This window comes from Nonomuraea cavernae (assembly GCF_040655715.1).
Classification (GTDB): Bacteria; Actinomycetota; Actinomycetes; order Streptosporangiales; family Streptosporangiaceae; genus Nonomuraea; species Nonomuraea cavernae_A.
This window is the reverse complement of the sequence record NZ_JBFAKL010000042.1, coordinates 1-17354: the sequence shown is the minus strand read 5'-3', so window position 1 is coordinate 17354 and position 17354 is coordinate 1. Positions and strand designations below refer to the sequence as shown.

Below are 17354 nucleotides of genomic sequence, written 5' to 3'. Positions count from 1 at the left end.
AACAGATCGAGCGTCCGAAGACCTGCTCCATGCAACGGGCCTCTACCGGCGTGGACCGCATCCCTCCCGAGGATTGCGAGTTGGTCGGCAAGCCGCTCAACCTCAAGGATGATGTCGTCGAAGCGAAGGTCCGGAAGCGCGTCGAGCCAGTGCTTCAGTCGCCCGTGGGCGAGGTCGACAACTGCCCGATGGTCGTCTTCGGCGCCGGTGTACTCGACGCGGGAGTCGAGGTGGTGGCCGGCGGCGTCGAAGGTGTGCCTGGCCCAGACCTTCGTGAAGCTGCTCCGCCGGAGCCGGGCGCCCTTGTCCCCACGAAGACCAGTCCGTCAGGTGTCAGCGAGACCGGCAGAGTGTGGACGCCAGTCGCCCACGGGCGGGAGACGGCGTTAGTTCGGGGGCAGGAGCCGGGCGAGCCAGTCGGTGCGGGTTCTGCGGGCTGTGGCCGAGATATGTGCCTGCGGGTACAGGGCGTCGAACCCGTGGAAGCCGCCCGCCCAGACGTGGAGTTCGGCCTGGCCGCCGGCTGCCCAGATACGGGTGGCGTAGTCGGTGTCCTCGTCGCGGAAGACTTCGGCGGAGCCGGTGTCGATGTAGGTGGTCGGCAGGCCCGAAAGGTCGTCGGCCAGCGCGGGCGAGACGTACTCGGACACCTCGTCGTCGGTGAGGTCACCGAGGACGGCACGCCATCCGAACTCGTTCATCTCACGGGTCCAGACGCCGGGCCCGCCGGAGTACTGGCGGCTGGAAGTGCTGGTGTTGCGGTGGTCGAGCATGGGGCAGATCAGCATCTGCGCGGCGATCGCCGGGGTGCCGAGGTCGCGGGCCAGCAGGGTGACGCCGGCGGCGAGGCCACCGCCGGCGCTGGCGCCCGCGACGACGATCCGAGCGGGGTCGATGCCCAGTTCTTCGGAGTGTTCGGCGATCCAGAGCAGTCCCTGGTAGCAGTCCTCGACGAGGGTGGTGCCGGTGACCTCGGGTGCGAGCCGGTAGTCCACCGAGACCACGACCGTGCCGAACTCGTCGAGCCACTCCAGCGGGATGTCGATCTGCGAGAAGCGGTCGCCCATGACCATCCCGCCGCCGTGCATCCAGTAAACGCAGGGGGCGGCGCTGATGCGATCGGTGCCCGCGGGGCTGAAGACCGACAGGGGAATCGGGGCACCGTCCTTGGCGGGCACGGTGATCTCGCGCCGGTCGATCTGCCGGTGTGCGAGCAGGGACTCGACAGGCGTCGAGGGGAGCCGCCGCAGTTGCGCGAGTACTTCCGGGCTGAGCTGGGACATCAGCGGCATGTTGGCCAGCAGCTCACGCAGTTCGGGGTCCAGATCGGGTCGTGCCGTGGTCATGTTCGTTGCCTTTCGTGGGGTGGTGCCGACGGCCGGACGAGGACAGGGGCCTCCTCGGCAGGCTGGGGGATCGATCCCGGGGTCAGAAGGTGGCCTTGCCGCGGACCGGGACGTAGTCGGTGTACTCGGATTCCTTGGCCAGAAGTCCGCCGATCTGCGCCACGATGGCCTGGGCGGCCTCGCCGGCGAAGATCCGGTGGTGGTCCTCCTCGCTGGTCCACCCCTCGATGACGTGGACGACGTCAGGGTCGGACATGGAACGGGAGACGAGGTAGACGATGCAGTGTTCGCTCGCGCCGGGACTGCCCTCGTTCAGTCCGGTCAGCAGCAGGGCAACCAGCCGGTCGCCCATTCCGGGCTTGGCGGTCAGGGTGGCGTTGAAGCCGTAGTTGACAATCATGGATGCCTTCTTCTCGGTGATGGAGTGAGGTGATTCCATCCAACCGAGATGACCTGGGTAAACGCTAGAACATTACTCGCTCGTACTTGCATGATCCTCGCGGCCATGGGAGCTGCAGTGCGGAGTGGTGCTGAAATGGACACATGTACCTCGAAGAGCTCCGCACCCTCCTGGCCCGGCACGCCCGCCCTGACTGGACCACTGCCATCGACGGCGTCCTGATCTCGAAGGTGGACCGACCGGATCCACCGGCGCCCTCCATGACCGGTACGGTGCTCGCAGTCATCGCCCAGGGCGCCAAACGCCTCGCGCTGGGCGACCGGGTCTACGAATACGGCCCCGGGCAGTACCTGATCGCATCCGTCGACCTGCCCGTCACCGGACAGTTCACCCAGGCCGAACCCGAGCAGCCAGCCCTCGGCTTCGGTCTCACGCTGAAACCGTCCGCCGTCGCCGAACTGCTGCTGCAGGCCGGTCCCGGAGACATCCCCCGCGCCGACGGGGGCGCGCCGTCGGGGATCGCCGTCAGCGACGCCCCGCCCGCTCTGCTCGACGCGGCGGTCCGGCTGCTGCGCCTGCTCGACGAACCCCGCGACCGCGCCGTACTGGCCCCGCTGGTCAAACGCGAGATCCTGTGGCGCCTGATCACCGGCGAGCAGAGTGCGGCGGTGCGCCAGCTCGGCCTCGCCGACAGCAGTCTCAGCCATGTCTCCCGGGCCGTGCGCTGGATCCGGGAGCACTACGCGGAACCCTTCCGGGTCGAAGACGTGGCACGCCTGTCCGGCATGGGCGTCTCCGCCTTCTACCGCAACTTCCAGGCGGTGACCGCGATGAGCCCGATCCAGTTCCAGAAACAGATCCGGCTCCAGGAGGCCCGGCTGCTGCTCGCCACCCACCCGGGCGACGTCACCGGGGTCTGCCATCGCGTCGGCTACGACAACCCGTCGCAGTTCAGCCGCGAGTACCGCCGCCAGTTCGGCGTCCCCCCGAGCCGGGACGCGGTCCGCCTGCGGAACACCGTACGTACCCCTGAGGGTGTCCTGCCCTGAGCGGGGCTGGACCGCAAAGGAGGATCGTGCAAGAGGACGCGAGGATAGTTCTACTGTTTCTGCAGTTCAGGGCGATTCAATGGGGTCACTGCTTCTCCCGCTGAGCAGGAAAATGCCTGTCTATCCGCAGATCCCACCACATCGCAAGGGGTGCAGCATGAAGACGGTTCTGATCACTGGTACCTCGTCCGGATATGGGCGGGAGACCGCCCGCTACTTCTACGCGCAGGGGTGGAACGTCATCGCGACGATGCGGACGCCGCGTGCGGGCGTCCTGCCTGAGTCGGACCGGCTCCGCATCGTCGAGCTCGACGTGACCACGCCCGAAAGCATCACCGGCGTGTTCGAGGCGGTGGGGCCCATCGACGTCCTGGTCAACAACGCGGGCGTCCCGTCGATGAGCGTGTTCGAGGGCACCCCCATGGCCCGGGTCCGGGAGGTTTTCGAGACCAACACGTTCGGCGTTATGGCGACGACGCAGGCGGTGCTTCCCCGGTTCCGCGAGCGCGGCTCCGGCGTGGTGGTCAACGTGACCTCCAGCGTGGTGCTGGGCCACATGCCGCTCTCAGCCGTCTACAAGGCGAGCAAGATGGCCATCGAGGGGTTCACCGCATCCCTCGCGCTCGAGCTCGCGCCCTTCGGTGTGCGGGCGAAGACGGTCGAGCCGGGCGCCTGCCTGACGACGAACTTCGCAGCCAAGGCGACGAACGGCGGGTCGCTGGAGGAGCTGGTCCCGGCGCCCTACGTACCGTGGGCGAAGAAGACCATGGACGACTTCACGGGCCAGGACCTGTACACCAAGGAGAGCGACGTCGCCGAGACGGTGTGGCGAGCCGTGCATGACACGACCGGCCAGCTGCGATTCCCAGCCGGTCCCGACGCGGTCCGGCTCGCCCAGGCGAAGTGATGAACCAGCAGGTAAGGGACGCCGCGCTGATGCCACGAGCCGATCCCGCGCGTACGAGCTCGGCGTGTTCGATGCCTTCGAAGGTCTCGATGACGAGGCCGAAGAGCACGTCGTCGACTTCGTGGCGGAAGGGCCGGATGGCGATGTCGCCGAAGCGGAGGCCGGGGAGGGCATTGAGCCATTGCTTCAGCCGCTCCTGCGCTGCGTCGACGGCGGCCCGGTGGTCGTCGTCGGTGTGCGGGTAACCCTCCGGGAAGGCGGCGACGACGGAGCCGAGGAACTGCCCGTCCTCCCAGTGGCCGATGGTGTCGGTGTGGTGATCGGGTTCGTAGCTGATGGGGATGATCTCGGGGAGAGTGGCGATCGGGTCCGACATGGCCTTTCCGCTGCGCGTGGCCTTGCTAACGGAGGTGCTGACACCGTCCCTGGACGCGAGTGGACATCCACAGAAGACGATCAACTGTGAGATGGCTCTGAGCAGGGCTTTCTGACATCTATGGACGTCGGTGTACGTTCTCGAACCGGCTACGGATCAGGAGGTCTACCAGTCGGCTGCCGGCCAGGCGTCTGGGGCGCGGTAGTGGTTGCGGTGCCCTGCTTGAAGGACCGCGCGTAAGTGGGCGAGCCACTTGATGCCCGGGGGGAGGTCCAGTTGCTGCAAGAGAGCATGGGCTGCATGGGGCTCAAGATCGCCACAGAAGTCGTGGTAGCTGCTGAGCAGGCCTTGGAACAGGGCGGGATGGAGGGCCGGTACTTCCACGACTGCCTGGTAGGCGGGGTGTTTGAGCGGCCAGGGTACGGGGCCGGAGATCTCCAGAACTCGTTGAGCACGTCGTAATAGTGGATCTTGAGCTAACGCGTGAAGCCGATCTTCGGTCCGCAACTCCTCGATGTCGTTGCCCAGCACTTCGGCGAAGGCGACTTCCACTGTGCTGCGGTCCTCGAACCAGTCAACCCACAGCGAATAGGTGACCGGCTCGGGCGACTCCGGAGCCTCCAATCGCCGACGGTAGGCGTCCCACAGGAGCTCAGCTTTCAGATCTTGCGCAGCGACTACGGCGAAGCGAATCTCGCACGTCACCCAGTAGTCGTCGAGAACGTCCAGGAGGCCGAGGGCGAGCCGTAGCCGGCCGGTCGCATCGAGGTCAGGGTCTTCCAGCGCCACGCTTGTCCACGTGTGGGCCACGTAGTTGGCCGTGAGCGGTTCTTCCACCGCTGTTTCGTCGCTCGCCCATACGCCCTTACGGACCTGGGTGACGCCTTCTTCTGCCAGCCAACGCCGGGCGTGCTCTGCCGCCTCGTTATCCACAGTGCAGAGTGTCGGCCATCACGCACCGGTATGGCGATCAGCATTACCGGACGAGGCGCCGACCGGACGATGATCGACGATCTTCGCCGACCGATGAACTATAGTCGTCCGCCGTGGCCGAATCCTCCCCCTACCTGACCGTGACGGCGGACGCCTACGACGCCGTCGCCGACCTCTACGCCGACTTCGTCCGAGACTCGCTCGACCGCCTGCCACTGGATCGCGCGATACTCGCCGTGTTCGCCGAACTCGTACGGGCCGCCGGACCCCGATCCGTCGCCGAGGCCGGCTGCGGTCCCGGGCACATGACGGCACACCTGCGTGACCTCGGACTGGACGCCTTCGGCATCGACCTGTCTCCCGCACTGATCGACATCGCCCGCAAGGACCATCCTGACCTGCGTTTCGAGGTCGGTTCGATGGGCACCTTCGACGTGGCCGACGGCGAGCTGGGCGGTCTGCTCTCCTGGTACTCCGTCATCCACATCCCACCACCGGAGCTGCCGCCGTACTTTGCCGAGTTCCGCCGGGTGCTGGCCCCGGGTGGTTACCTCCTGCTGGGTTTCTTCGAATCCGAGGGCGGTCCGGTGCTGCAGTTCGACCATAGGGTCACGCCGGCCTACCGGTGGCCGATCGACGACCTGGCCGACCTGGCCCGCGAGGAAGAGTTCGTCGAGGTGGCGCGGATGTTGCGCGAGCCTTTGGAGGATGAACGATTCCGTCGCGGCCACTTGCTGATGCGCAGACAAGCCGCCGCCACGTGCTGATGCGCGCACCATAGGCTCCGGCGCATGAAACCTCCCGGGGTGGTCCATGGGCGGACGACCGGCTCGTCCCGGGGGATCCGCTCACCGAGCGATGAGTTCCCGCCGTGCCACGAGTCTCATCTGGCGGACCCTGCGGTCGAGCGCGAAGGAGAAGCCGTGAAGGACGATGTCTGGTCGATGGTGCATGCGGAGCGTGCGGCGCTGATCGATGATCTCATGCACCTCGATGGCGAGCAGTGGGGAGAGCCGTCACTTTGTGCAGGGTGGACCGTGCATGACGTGGCCGCCCATCTGGTCGACACCGCTCGGACGACGCGCCTCGGTTTCGTGGCCGGTCTCGTCCGGGCGGGGTTCGACTTCGACCGTCAGAACGCGCGCGGTGTGGAGCGCGAACGCGGTGCCTCACCGCAGGAGACGTTGAAGCGGCTTCGTCAGGTGGCGCCGCGGAGGTCGACTCCTCCGGCGCCCCTCGACAGCCGGCTCGTCGAGGAGGTCGTCCACGGTGAGGACATCCGCCGGCCCCTTGGCCTCACCCGCTCCTACCCGCAGGATGCCGTTGTCAGATCGCTCCGCCTGCAGGCACGCACTCCCGTGTCTTTCGGTGGAGCCAAGGAGTTGATGTCCCGTATCCAGCTGACGGCAACGGACGCCGACCTGTCGATCGGAGACGGGCCGGAAGTGAGCGGAACCGCGCTTTCATTGCTTCTGGCCGTCTCCGGGCGACGGGTGGCACTGAACGAGCTTGATGGGCCGGGAGTCGCCACGCTGACGAGGTCGTCGAAGTGAGGTGACGCAGTTCCCTTCAGCGAAGACGACTGCCCGGTGAGTCATGGAGGCTATGTCGCGCACTTCACGGCTTCGATCTTGGCCTGCGCTTCGGACGCGCCAAAAGCTTGAAGATCGTTCAGCTTGTCCTTGCCTTCGACGTAAGCCTTGAGCCCGGCCTCGTCGCCGTACTTCAGGAAGACGCCGGCCAGACAATCTAAGCCGGTGTCCGGGACGTCCTTGTAGTCCGGTTCGGCCTTTAGCTTGCTGATCAGGGCCGCCTTGTCGACGCCTCCGCCTCCGCCACCCGTCGCGGCATCGTCGCCGCCACCGCAGGCGGAGACGCCCGAGGCCAGTATCAGTGCTGTGGCGGTTAGTGCGGCCCCACGAACGATCCTCGAAAGACGCATAACTAAACCTCCTGGTAGAAAGTTAACGGCAAGGAATACATGACCACCAAACACTCATATGCCGAGCATGTGGGATCGCTTGTCAGGCGGACACAGGCGGCTATGGTCTGGTGATCGATGTGCGAAGCTCTTCACCTCGGTGGGAGAGCTCGCGGAAGATCATATCGGAGCATCGTGATTAGATCCCCTAAACGCGATCTTTTGGGCAACTCGCCGCCGCAGCACCTTCTCCGAGCGAGACTTGGCACGGTGGCGCAATTCGGTCGTTTCGGGGTGGATGAACTGCTATGGCCGGTTCTATCGGTCGGAGTTGTATCCGCTACTCAGGCGTATCAACGTCTATCTGGTGCGCTGGACGAGGATGAAAAACACACGGCGGAGGGCCTGCAAAGGCTGTCACGCCGGGAGGTGCGGGTGCCCGGAGGCGCGATTCCTCCGGGCGACCCGACCTTTGCGTCACCGGCCGATCACCAGCGTCGCGATCATGTTGTGCTCAGGGCACGCGTCCAGGAGGTGGAAAACGTTCCCTGCCGATGTCGTTTGAGTGAGTTACGGCTTTCGGTAGCCCAGGGAGTAGGGACCGGAACCACTGGCGGAGTTCACCAGGTAGCTGTAGTAGCCGGCCGTCCCGGTGTAGGTGATCCTTTCGTCGGGCCCCGGGCCGTCGGAGGTTGCGACGGTGCGCCAGGTCTGGCCGTTCCACTTCTGCAGGTGCAGGTCGAAATCCGCGCCGTTCGGGCCGTCCAGGCAGGCTGAATGGACGCCTGAGGTGTTCGACCAGTAGTACGAGCCGGGCGGCTGGTAGGCGTACTGGCCGTTGGCCAGGGAGCCGGTGACGGTGCTCGGGAAGCCGGTGCAGGTGCCCGTGGTCGGCGGCGGGGGATTGCCTGCGGTGGTCCTCAGTGACAGGCCGTAGGTGGTGAGGATTTCGCCGATCGGCTGGAAGTAGGTGGTGCCGCCCGAACTGCAGTCGCCCGAACCGCCGGAGGTCACCCCTTGGGCCTGGTCGATGGAGATGAAGGAGCCGCCCGAGTCGCCGGGTTCGGCGCAGACGTTGGTGCGGGTCAGCTGGAAGACGGTGCCTTGGGGGTAGGTGACGCTGGCGTCGCGCTGCTGGATGACGCCGCAGTGCCAGTCGGTGGTAGAGCCGGACCGGCAGACCGACGAGCCCTCGATGGCGACCCTGGCGCCGGCGACGGGCACGGTGCCGCCTTGGCCGTTGTCCACCGCGGGCTGGGGTGTCCAGTTGGAGTTCACCGCGACCCAGGAGTAGTCGCTGCCGGGGAAGGTCGATCCCTGGATGACGCCTTGGGCGACGCGGTTGAAGCCGGTGGTGGTGGTGCCGGCCGCACCGCAGTGGCCGGCGCTGACGAAACCGTTCACGGCGCCCTTGACCACGGGGAAGCCGATCGAGCAGCGGCTGGTGGTGCCGATGTAGTAGGCGTCGCCGCCCACCAGGTCATACAAGGGCTGGGGGACTTCGGTGGAGGGCAGCACGATCACCGCCTGGCTGTCCACGCCGGCGCTCTCAACGACGGTCTGGGTCTGGTCGGGTCTCGGGGCCAGGATGACCACTTTGTTGCGCTTGACGTCGACGTAGCGCGCGCTCGACAGCAGTGGCTTCACGGGCAGAGCATGGTCGAGCTTCGTCTTGATCGCGGCCAGTTCCGCCAGTGGCCTGGTGACGACCTCGGCCTGGGCGCCGGCGTCGAGGATCTGGGGAATGTCGGCGGCGCTGGTGGTGGCCACCACGAGGGTGTGCGCGCTGCCTCCCCGGAGCCAGGTGCCGGCGAAGCGGCTGCCGAGCCTCCTGCTCAGCTGCGCCGCGATCGGGGTCAGGCGGGCCTCATTCAGCAGGCGGGCCTGCGCCTGCGTACTGCTGATCTTCAGGTCGCGTGCGAGCGCCTCCAGCATGCCCGGCGGCGGCTTGAACGTGGGTGCGGTGGTCATGGCGGCGGGGATGCTTGCTGTCCGGCCTTCGGCGGCGGCCGGAATGGTGGACAGGGTAAGGGTGGCGATCGCTAGGGCGCATCCCGTACTAACGGCACGTTGGCGGGGCATGGGTCTCTCCTCAACCTCGGCTTTGCAGGCATGAGGGGGGAATCGCCTCGTATCACAGAGTGATCATGCGATATCGGCAGCGCCACCTTAATCCAGCCGTTGCCGACCAAGGCCGCGAAACACGCGCGCCACGCGGAGGGAATGTCCCGGGTGGGTCCCGGTGGCGGAGGCGTCGCCCCGGCATCCGATCGAGGACCCGCACACGGTGATCCGGGGGCGACCGGGGTGCTGCACCTGCTCTATCGAGTCCGCCGCGAGTGAATCGTCCGTAAGCTGAGGATGTGTCCCCCGCACTGGTCCTGCTTGACGGCGTCCGCTGGCGGGGTGCGCGCGTGGTGGGCGATCGTGCGCGTACCTTGCTGGCCGTGCTCGCCATGCAAGGGCGTGCAGGGGTCAGTAACGAGCGTCTGGTCGAGGAGCTGTGGCCCGACGAGATGCCGGCCAATCCGACGAAGGCGCTGCAGGTGGTCGTCTCGCGGACCAGGGCGGCGACCGGTGCCGACGTCGTGGTGCGGATCCCGCGTGGTTACCGGCTCGGGCTGTCCACAGGCCAGGTGGACGCGCTGCTGCTCGGCACGCTGGTGGAGCAGGCACGCGCCGCACTGGGCGCGGGCGACATGGCGCTCGCCCGGCGCCGCGCCGAAGAGGCCATGAGTCTCGTGGCCGGCGGCTCGGATGGCGCCACGGGCGCACTCGCTGAGCTGAGGGGTGCTGCGGCGAAGTGGGTGGCCGAAGCTCGACGAGTGGCGGCGATCGCGTGGGGCCGGAGCGGCGCTCACGAGGGCGCGCTACCGCTGCTGGAGGAGGCCGCGGCCGATCAGCCGCACGACGAGGAACTGCTCGCCTGCCTGCTGCGCAGCGAGGCCGCCGGACGAGGGGCCGCCGCCGCTCTGGAGCGCTACGAGCGGTATCGCGCGGGCCTGGCCGCGCGGCTCGGCACCGAACCAGGGCCTGAACTCGCCCGCGTGTACGCCGAACTCCTCGCCGCGGATCGGCCGGTGCGTGCGGGCATCCTGTTCGACGGTTCCTCGCTGCTCGGCCGCGAAGGCGACATTCGTGCGGTGCACGCCCTGTTGCCGACCAATCGGGTGGTCTCCATCGTCGGCCCTGGCGGGCTGGGCAAGACGCGGCTGGCTCATGTCGTCGGCAGGAACGCCGCGCAGCCCATCGCCCACTTCGTCGAGCTCGTCGGCGTCTCCGCGCCGGAGGGCGTGGTGGGCGAGGTGGGCTCGGCGCTCGGGGTTCGGGATTCGGTCAGCGGGCGTCGTGTCCTGACCGCCGAGCAGCGCTCCGACGTTCGCGCCCGGATCGCCCAGCAACTCGACCAGGTTCCGGCACTGCTCATCCTGGACAACTGCGAGCATGTGATCGAGGCCGTCGCCGACCTGGTGGCGTTTCTGACCGTGACGACCCGCGACCTGCGGGTGCTCATCACCTCGCGCGCCCCCTTGTCGATCCCCGCCGAACGCGTCTACCTGCTCGGCGAGCTGCCCACGGGCGACGCGGTGGAGTTGTTCCGCCAGCGTGCCACGGCCGCCCGCCCAGGTGTGCGGATCGACGGGGGAGTGGTCGAGGAGGTCGTCGCCCGCCTCGACGGGCTGCCGCTCGCGATCGAGCTGGCCGCGGCCAAGGTGCGGGTGATGTCGGTGGAGGAGATCGCGCGGCGCCTGGCGGACCGGTTCGCCCTGCTGCGCGGCGGGAACCGTACGGCTCCCGACCGGCATCAGACGCTGCTCGCGGTCATCGACTGGTCGTGGAATCTGCTGGACGAGCCCGAACGGCGGGCGTTGCGGTGGTTGTCGCTGTTCGGCGACGGGTTCACGCTGGCCGCGGCCGAGCACGTACTCGGCCCGGACGCCCTGCGCGCGGTGGACGCGCTGACCGAGCAGTCGATGCTGAGCGTCCGCGAGACGACGTACGGCCTCCGCTATCGGATGCTGGAGACCGTCAGGGAGTTCGGGCGGATGCGACTGAAGGAGGCAGGGGAGGAGGCGCCCGCTCGGGCGGCGCAGCGGGCCTGGGCGACGGCGTACGCCCTCGAACACGCCTCCGCGCTGTTCGGCCGGGCGCAGTTCGCGGCGGTCGACGCGTTGCGAGCCGAGGAGAGCAACCTCGCCGATCTGCTCCGGCAGGCTCTCGGCGAGCCCGATCCCGTCACGACGGTCCAGTTGCTGGTCGGCGTCGGCGCGCTGTGGTCCATCCGCGGCGAGCACTCCCGGATCCTCGCGCATCGGGACGCGATCAGCCAGGCGATCACCGGATGGGTGCCTCCGCCGCACCTCGTCGAGGCGACCAGGTCCACCATGATGATCATGCTCATGAACAACATGATCATCATTGATCGCCACGGCGATCCGCTCTTCGACCTCCTCCGTACGCTGCCCACCAGTGACGTGACGGATCCCCGTGTGGCGGCGATGGCCACGGTGGTGCTCGCGTGCGACACGACCGACGGCGCCGATGTGCGCCGACGGCTGGCGGAGTTGTCCCGGAGCGCCGACCGTGACGTGGTTCTGGCGGCGACGCAGGCGAGCGTCCACGTCTTGGAGAACGCGGGAGAAGTGAGCGGGGCGATCGAGGCCGCCGAGCGGACCCTGACGCTGCTCCGCGAGGACGAGGGGCCGTGGTTCGGCGCGATCATGCACGCCGTGCTGGCCCACCTGGTCATGCAGCTCGGCGACCGCCGGCGGGCGGTCGGTCACGCCCGAACCGCCATCCCGGTGCTGAGCCGGCTCGGCGCCACCGACGACGAGACCCAGCTCCGCGCGGTGCTGCTGACCTCCGCGATCGCCGACGGCGACCTCGACGCCGCGGAGGCCGAGCTGGCCGGGATCACCCGGATCAACGGCAACGAGACAGTGCTCGGCGGGGTGGCGATCAGCTCGTTGTGCGCGGCCGAGCTCGCCCTCGCTCGCGGCGAGACGGCCGCCGCGCTCGCGGAATACCGCCTGGCCGTCCAGCGGGCCCGCGACCTGCGCCTGCCCGGGGTGCCGCACACGGAGCTCACGCCGTGGAGGATCATCGCGGAGGCGGTCACCCTGACGGCGTACGCGTACCACGCCCCGCCGGAAGACGTCCGGTACGGCGAGGAGCTGTTCGCCACCGTCCGGGGCTACGACCTGCTGGCCTGGAAGAACCCCGTTCTCGACTACCCGCTGTGCGGCTCGACGCTCTTCGCGCTCGGCGCCTGGGGGCTGCTGCGGGGAGCCATGGCCTCCCGCGACGCGATCGGGTTGCTGGTGCTGGCCGAGCGGTTCGCGTACAACAGCGCCATGCCGAGCATGCTCTTCGAGCGGATCGAACCGTACGCGGAGCGGGCCGCGCCGGGGATGATCGCCGCCGTACGGGCCGAGTACAGCGGTCGACGCGGCTCCGACCTGCTCAACGAGGCGCGGAGCCACATCGAGCGGGTCTCCGGCCGTGGCGGGCGGAGATCACATGTGCCGTTTGTAGCTGCGGACCGACAGCGGCGCGAAGATCGCGATGACGATCAGACACGCCAGGAGCGTCCAGGCCACCTCTCCGCTGATGAGCGCGTTGTTGGCGAGGTCGCGGCCGGCCGTGACCAGGTGTGAGACCGGGTTGATCCGTACGAACGCGGCCAGCCAGCCGGGCAGGGTCTCCACGGGGACGAACGCGTTCGACAGGAACGTCAGCGGGAACAAGATCATCATAGAGATGCCCTGTACGGCCTGGGCGCTCCGGGCGATCGTGCCCACCCAGGTGAAGATCCACGCCATCGACCAGCCCGTGACGATCGCCAGCAGGATCGCGGCGAGCACGCCGCCCGCCCCGCCGCCCGGGCGGTAGCCCATCAACAGGCCCATGGCGAAGGTCAGAGTGGCCGCGATCGTATAGCGCAGCAGATCGGCCACCATCGGACCGGCGAGCGGCGCGATCCGGGCGATCGGCAACGACTTGAACCGATCGAAGACGCCCTTCTCCATGTCCTCGCGAAGTTGCGTGCCCGTGGCCATGCACGTCGTCAGCACGGTCTGGGCGACGATGCCGGGGATCAGCAGGGGGAGGTAGCTCTCCACGTCGCCGGTGATGGCGCCGCCGAAGATGAAGGCGAACATCGCGGTGAACAGGAGGGGCTGCAGCGCCACGTCGAAGAACTGTTCCGGATTGCGGAGCATCTTCTTGAACGCCCGCCACGCCATCGCCAGGGTCTGGCCGAGCGTCTCCCTCATGGAGACGCGTCGCCGGGCGGCCGCCACACGGTCGGCGGCCCGGACCTGTTCACGGGTGTGCGTGATCATGGTGGTCATCGCTTCTCCTCCGTGCCGGTCTCGTCGTCCCCGTCCGTCCCATGGCCGGTGAGGGCGAGGAACACCTCGTCCAGGCTGGGCTTGGCCACGCTCACCGAGGAGATCGACACCCCGGCGGTACGCAGCGCGATCAGGACCTCCGCGGCCAGGTCGGCCTGGTCGAGGGCGACGTTGAGGCGGCCCTGCTCCGGGCCTAGGACCGGTTCGGAGCCGAGGACGCGCCGCACGACCTCCACGGCGGCGGGCATCTCGTCCGGCTCGGCGAGCAGCAGCTGGAGGGCCGAGTTGCCGACCGCGGACTTCAACTCGTCGGGGGTGCCCTCGGCGACTTTGCGGCCTTGGTCGATGACGGCGACGCGATCGGCGAGCTGGTCGGCCTCGTCCAGATACTGCGTGGTCAGCAGCACCGTGCAGCCGTCGGCGACCAGACCGCGGATGGTGTCCCACATCTGGCCCCGCGTGCGCGGATCGAGACCGGTGGTCGGCTCGTCGAGGAAGATCAGCGGGGGCCTGGTGATCAAACTGGCCGCCAGGTCGAGGCGCCGGCGCATGCCGCCGGAGAACTGCGCGATCGGTTTGTCGGCGGCCTCCTCCAGTCCGAACTGGCCCAGCAGCTCGGTGGCGACGCGCCGGGCGCGCGGCGCGGCGATGCCCTGCAGGCGGCTGAAGAGCCAGAGGTTCTCGCGGGCGGTCAGGTTCTCGTCGACCGACGCGTACTGTCCGGTGACGCCGACCAACTGGCGGATCACGTGCGGGTTGCCGGCCACGTCGACCCCGAAGATCTCGGCCCGGCCCGCGTCGATCTTCAACAAGGTGGCCAGCATGCGTATCGTGGTGGTCTTACCGGCGCCGTTCGGGCCGAGGACGCCGTAGATCTCACCGGCGCGTACGTCGAGGTCGATCCCGTCGACGGCACGGTGCTCGCCGAACGTCTTCACCAGCCCTTCCGCATGTACGGCCAGGTCGATGCCCCCGTCGAGGGCCTGGCCGCCCCCGGTGTGTTCGAGTTCTGTGATGCTCATGGCTTCACTCTCGGCGGCGCCGGTTTCACGGCACCCTCGACCAGGTTTCACCGGTTGCCGGGCGTTCCGCGGATTCGTTCGTTCCTCGTGCACGGCACGCAGCCGCCGCGAAGGCGATGCGGGAAGGTCTGCGCCCTTCAAGAAAGTTTCGCGGGCCGTGTCGATTTCGGTGGCGCGCGATCGACGCGTTGGTGAGACGACAGGTGAGTGGCCCGGACAGCCCGGTCCCACCTGGCGAGCCGGTCGACGGGCTCGCGACGGCGAACGAGCATGACATGAATGAGCAAGGTCAAGTCCTCGGAACACATAGGAGATGTGATGAGCACCGTGGTGATGCACAACGTCGTGTCGGTGGACGGCTTCATCGCCGACGCGAAGGATCAGGTCGGTCCTCTGTTCGACTGGTACTCCAACGGCGACGTCGAGCTCGGCGCGGTGGGCGGGATCTCGCGGGCCTCGGCCGAGTACGTCAAGCCGATGTGGGCGAGCATCGGATCGACGGTGATCGGGCGGCACCTGTTCGACATCACCAACGGCTGGGAGGGCTCACCGCCGGCGGGCGAACACGTGGTCGTGGTGTCGCACCGGCCCAAGCCCGACGGGTGGCACCCGGAGGCGTCGTACCACTTCGTCGATGACGTGGCACAGGCGATCGCGAAGGCCAAGGAGCTCGCGGGGGAGCGTACCGTCGCCGTGGCGGCGGGCGACGTCGGAGGTCAGGCATTCGCCCTCGGCCTGGTGGACGAGGTGGCCATGGACGTCGTGCCCGTGGTCTTCGGCTCAGGCAAGCGGTACTTCGGGTCGGTGGACGCCCAGTATCTGCTCGAGGACCCGCACACGGTGATCCAGGGCGACCGGGTGCTGCACCTGCTCTATCGAGTCCGCCGCTAGTGGCCCGTCACGCCACCTTGGCCGGGTAACCGGTCCAGCTCGCTACCGGCATCGGCAGTTTCGCAGCGTGGCAGACCGCGTTGGTGGCGGCGGCCGCCGAACCGACCTCTCCGACTTCCTTGGTGCCCACATGCGGCCGACGATCGGGGAGGAAGTCCTTGATCCTACGGCGGCGCCGAACCACCCGTTTCTACGTTGGACTGGTGGGCTCCAGGCCGAGAAGTTCGGGCCGGTCCGCTCGGATTCGCCATTCGTGGCCGGGGTCGGCGATCAGGCGGCGGGTCTTGATGTCGAGCAGTCCGCTCACGTGGCTGACTTCGGCCGCCACGGTGCCGTTCAGCTGCCGCAACTGATGGTGCACCCGGTAGGTTTTGCCGCTACCCCACTCCCAGGCGCAGGAGACGTCGACCTGGTCGCCGCCACGCAGCTCGCGGTGATACTTGATGACGGTCTCCAGGTTGACCGGGCCGATGCCGCTGCCGAGAAGGTCCTCGATGGAGACTCCCGCGGCTTGGACGCAGGCGAAGCGAGCATGATCGCCGTACTGGACGTAGAAGCCTCCGTTGAGATGGAGTTGCGGGTCGATCTCGTAGCTGCGGACCTCCAGACGGACGCTGAACGGCTCAGTCGCGAAGTCGTGGGTCATCGGGGTCTCCCTGCTCGGCCGGCCAGCGCAGTGAACGATCAGTCAGGTAGCGGCGGCCGTCGTCACGGACTTCCAGCCAGTCGCCACGGACCCAGCCACCCGCCGCCTGGGGCGAGAAGCCGTGCTTGCGGAACAAGGCACTGGCCTCGGCTCTCGTCAGGCCCCGGCGACCCCATTCGGAGATGAGGGCGCGATGGCGGGTCTCTGCCGGGGGTTCGGCATCGTCGGTGGAGATGGCGTCGGCCAGCGCCGCGAATCCCGCACTGATCTGGCGTAGCGCCGCGGCTACCTGATGCAGCTGTGACGAGGACCGCGGTTCCATGGCCACAGCATAGCAATCGGTATCGATTGCTAAGCAATGACCTTCGCGCCGGTGGCTTCACCGCTTGCCGTTGAAAGTTTGACCGGTTGCTAGTCTGCTCGCGTGACACTCACCGGTGATCGACAGTTCCCCGTCGCGCTCGCCGCCGCGATGGCGGTTTCGTTCGACTATGACGGCGGTGAGGGGATCGACTTCGAGCCCTTCGCGGCTTTTCTGTCCGCTGAGGAGACCACCGATTGGCTCCGGGCCTGGACCGGCGACGGAGAGTTGCGCGGCGACGACTTCCGCGTATTCGGCCAGGACGGCACCGGCGGCTACGCCGCGTTCTGGCTGATCCGCCCGAACCGGGAACCGGCCGATCAGCCTGTTGTCTTCCTCGGCTCCGAGGGGGAGACCGGCGTTGTCGCGCGCGACCTGGGCGACTTCTTGTGGCTGCTGGCCGACGGCGTCGGCCCCTGGGAAGCAGCCACCCCCTACGCGCGCGACCGGGTCCCTCGCCCCGACCAGGAGCTGACGGCCATCGCGGAACGATTCGCACCGGGCCGGCGCCGATCGGCCACTAGCGTGATCGAGCTGGCCACTCGGGAGTTCCCCGGCTTCGACGACACCATCATGAAACTCTGCCGATGAGCCCCGACAGGGGTCTCGAACGAGTCGTGGCCGATCCTGCGCCGTGAAATCGCCGCGCGGCCCCGCCCGAACACTCGGATCATACGAAAGCCAATGAGGCACGGCGGGCAACTTTTCGAATCGAACGAACTGTGTCACCATCGAGGTCTCGCATCTCAGAATTCTGATTTTGCCTGCGAGGGAGCCGTGCTCGACGCGCGAAAACTCTTGAGCGACTCAGACGGCACGCGAAAAGAAAATCGCACCAAAATCATCAGGGCCATCATGTGTCGCCCGGGTTCGCAGAGCGAGCTGGTACGACGGACCGGGCTCTCACCCGCCACCATTTCCTCAGCGGTGCAGGAAATGCGAGCCGACCGCATCGTCAAGAACACCAACCGGCCGATCGAGCTCGAACAGACCACCGGCGTCGCACTCGGAGTTTCGGTCGGGCTGCACGGAGTCCGGGTCGCGGGTCGCCTGGCCTCGATGACTCACGAGGTGGTCGTCCCTCCTGATCAGTTTCGACTGATGGAGATTTCCGCCTGATCGTCCGGTTCATCTCCGGCGAGTGACACG

General features: G+C 67.8%; 19 protein-coding genes and 1 pseudogene. 10 read left to right on the top strand and 10 right to left on the bottom strand.

From position 1 onward, the window contains the following. Window positions 1-386 precede the first annotated feature (386 nt). Both AB0I38_RS38095 and AB0I38_RS38090 read right to left on the bottom strand, forming a co-directional pair. Window positions 387-1346 carry an alpha/beta hydrolase gene (locus AB0I38_RS38095; protein ID WP_358494202.1) on the bottom strand — a complete coding sequence of 320 codons (960 nt, stop codon included), beginning with the start codon at window positions 1344-1346 and terminating at the stop codon, window positions 387-389. 82 nt (window positions 1347-1428) lie between these two features. Further along, a complete protein-coding gene (locus AB0I38_RS38090) occupies window positions 1429-1746 on the bottom strand; it encodes a putative quinol monooxygenase (RefSeq protein WP_358494197.1) in 318 nt (105 codons plus the stop codon). Between the two features lie 143 nt (window positions 1747-1889). Between AB0I38_RS38090 and AB0I38_RS38085 the strand changes: the two genes are divergently transcribed. From AB0I38_RS38085 to AB0I38_RS38075, 3 genes are all read left to right on the top strand, one after another. Next, window positions 1890-2795, top strand: coding sequence for an AraC family transcriptional regulator (locus AB0I38_RS38085; RefSeq protein WP_358494191.1), 906 nt, complete (start codon window positions 1890-1892; stop codon window positions 2793-2795). Window positions 2796-2952: 157 nt separating this feature from the next. Further along, window positions 2953-3702, top strand: coding sequence for an SDR family oxidoreductase (locus AB0I38_RS38080; protein ID WP_358494186.1), 750 nt, complete (start codon window positions 2953-2955; stop codon window positions 3700-3702). Between the two features lie 64 nt (window positions 3703-3766). Further along, window positions 3767-4168 carry a hypothetical protein gene (locus AB0I38_RS38075; protein WP_358494180.1) on the top strand — a complete coding sequence of 134 codons (402 nt, stop codon included), beginning with the start codon at window positions 3767-3769 and terminating at the stop codon, window positions 4166-4168. Between the two features lie 75 nt (window positions 4169-4243). Here the strand turns inward: AB0I38_RS38075 and AB0I38_RS38070 are convergent, their stop codons facing one another. Beyond that, a complete protein-coding gene (locus tag AB0I38_RS38070; protein WP_358494175.1) occupies window positions 4244-5011 on the bottom strand; it encodes a hypothetical protein in 768 nt (255 codons plus the stop codon). Between the two features lie 113 nt (window positions 5012-5124). Between AB0I38_RS38070 and AB0I38_RS38065 the strand changes: the two genes are divergently transcribed. Then, window positions 5125-5778 (top strand): class I SAM-dependent DNA methyltransferase, encoded by a 654-nt coding sequence (locus AB0I38_RS38065; RefSeq protein ID WP_358494170.1) that lies wholly within the window; start codon window positions 5125-5127, stop codon window positions 5776-5778. Window positions 5779-5934: 156 nt separating this feature from the next. Continuing rightward, on the top strand, window positions 5935-6564 hold the full coding sequence (locus AB0I38_RS38060) for a maleylpyruvate isomerase family mycothiol-dependent enzyme (protein ID WP_358494164.1): 630 nt from the start codon (window positions 5935-5937) through the stop codon (window positions 6562-6564). Between the two features lie 50 nt (window positions 6565-6614). Here the strand turns inward: AB0I38_RS38060 and AB0I38_RS38055 are convergent, their stop codons facing one another. Continuing rightward, the gene (locus AB0I38_RS38055; protein ID WP_358494160.1) at window positions 6615-6953 is read right to left on the bottom strand and encodes a hypothetical protein; all 339 of its coding nucleotides are present in this window, start codon (window positions 6951-6953) and stop codon (window positions 6615-6617) included. 196 nt (window positions 6954-7149) lie between these two features. On the opposite strand from AB0I38_RS38055, the gene AB0I38_RS38050 reads away from it, so the two are divergent. Further along, window positions 7150-7497 (top strand): group II intron maturase-specific domain-containing protein, encoded by a 348-nt coding sequence (locus AB0I38_RS38050; RefSeq protein ID WP_358494397.1) that lies wholly within the window; start codon window positions 7150-7152, stop codon window positions 7495-7497. Between the two features lie 5 nt (window positions 7498-7502). Here AB0I38_RS38050 and AB0I38_RS38045 read toward each other — a convergent pair whose 3' ends face one another. Further along, on the bottom strand, window positions 7503-8903 hold the full coding sequence (locus tag AB0I38_RS38045; RefSeq protein WP_358494156.1) for a S1 family peptidase: 1401 nt from the start codon (window positions 8901-8903) through the stop codon (window positions 7503-7505). A 485-nt stretch (window positions 8904-9388) separates the two neighbouring features. Between AB0I38_RS38045 and AB0I38_RS38040 the strand changes: the two are divergent. Beyond that, window positions 9389-10759 (top strand): annotated as a pseudogene (locus AB0I38_RS38040) (ATP-binding protein); the annotation flags it as partial. Window positions 10760-12448: 1689 nt separating this feature from the next. On the opposite strand, the gene AB0I38_RS38035 reads toward AB0I38_RS38040, so the two are convergent. Both AB0I38_RS38035 and AB0I38_RS38030 read right to left on the bottom strand, forming a co-directional pair. Then, window positions 12449-13285, bottom strand: a complete 837-nt coding sequence (locus AB0I38_RS38035) for an ABC transporter permease (RefSeq protein WP_358494152.1) — start codon at window positions 13283-13285, stop codon at window positions 12449-12451. Next, window positions 13282-14307, bottom strand: a complete 1026-nt coding sequence (locus tag AB0I38_RS38030; RefSeq protein WP_358494143.1) for an ATP-binding cassette domain-containing protein — start codon at window positions 14305-14307, stop codon at window positions 13282-13284. The genes AB0I38_RS38035 and AB0I38_RS38030 overlap by 4 nt, the downstream gene beginning before the upstream one ends. 318 nt (window positions 14308-14625) lie before the next feature. On the opposite strand from AB0I38_RS38030, the gene AB0I38_RS38025 reads away from it, so the two are divergent. After that, complete coding sequence (locus AB0I38_RS38025; protein WP_358494135.1) at window positions 14626-15198, top strand: dihydrofolate reductase family protein; 573 nt, start codon at window positions 14626-14628, stop codon at window positions 15196-15198. 7 nt (window positions 15199-15205) lie between these two features. Here the strand turns inward: AB0I38_RS38025 and AB0I38_RS38020 are convergent, their stop codons facing one another. The 3 genes from AB0I38_RS38020 to AB0I38_RS38010 are packed head-to-tail and all read right to left on the bottom strand — an operon-like array spanning window position 15206 to window position 16166. Next, window positions 15206-15328 (bottom strand): hypothetical protein, encoded by a 123-nt coding sequence (locus AB0I38_RS38020; protein ID WP_358494130.1) that lies wholly within the window; start codon window positions 15326-15328, stop codon window positions 15206-15208. A 60-nt stretch (window positions 15329-15388) separates the two neighbouring features. Next, window positions 15389-15844: an acyl-CoA thioesterase gene (locus AB0I38_RS38015; protein WP_358494126.1), complete on the bottom strand. Its 456-nt coding sequence runs from the start codon at window positions 15842-15844 to the stop codon at window positions 15389-15391. Beyond that, the gene (locus AB0I38_RS38010; RefSeq protein ID WP_358494122.1) at window positions 15822-16166 is read right to left on the bottom strand and encodes a hypothetical protein; all 345 of its coding nucleotides are present in this window, start codon (window positions 16164-16166) and stop codon (window positions 15822-15824) included. The genes AB0I38_RS38015 and AB0I38_RS38010 overlap by 23 nt, the downstream gene beginning before the upstream one ends. A 102-nt stretch (window positions 16167-16268) precedes the next feature. Between AB0I38_RS38010 and AB0I38_RS38005 the strand changes: the two genes are divergently transcribed. Together AB0I38_RS38005 and AB0I38_RS38000 are read left to right on the top strand one after the other, a co-directional pair. Next, a complete protein-coding gene (locus AB0I38_RS38005; protein WP_358494119.1) occupies window positions 16269-16796 on the top strand; it encodes an SMI1/KNR4 family protein in 528 nt (175 codons plus the stop codon). Between the two features lie 186 nt (window positions 16797-16982). Next, window positions 16983-17324, top strand: coding sequence for a winged helix-turn-helix domain-containing protein (locus tag AB0I38_RS38000; RefSeq protein ID WP_358494113.1), 342 nt, complete (start codon window positions 16983-16985; stop codon window positions 17322-17324). Window positions 17325-17354 lie beyond the last annotated feature (30 nt).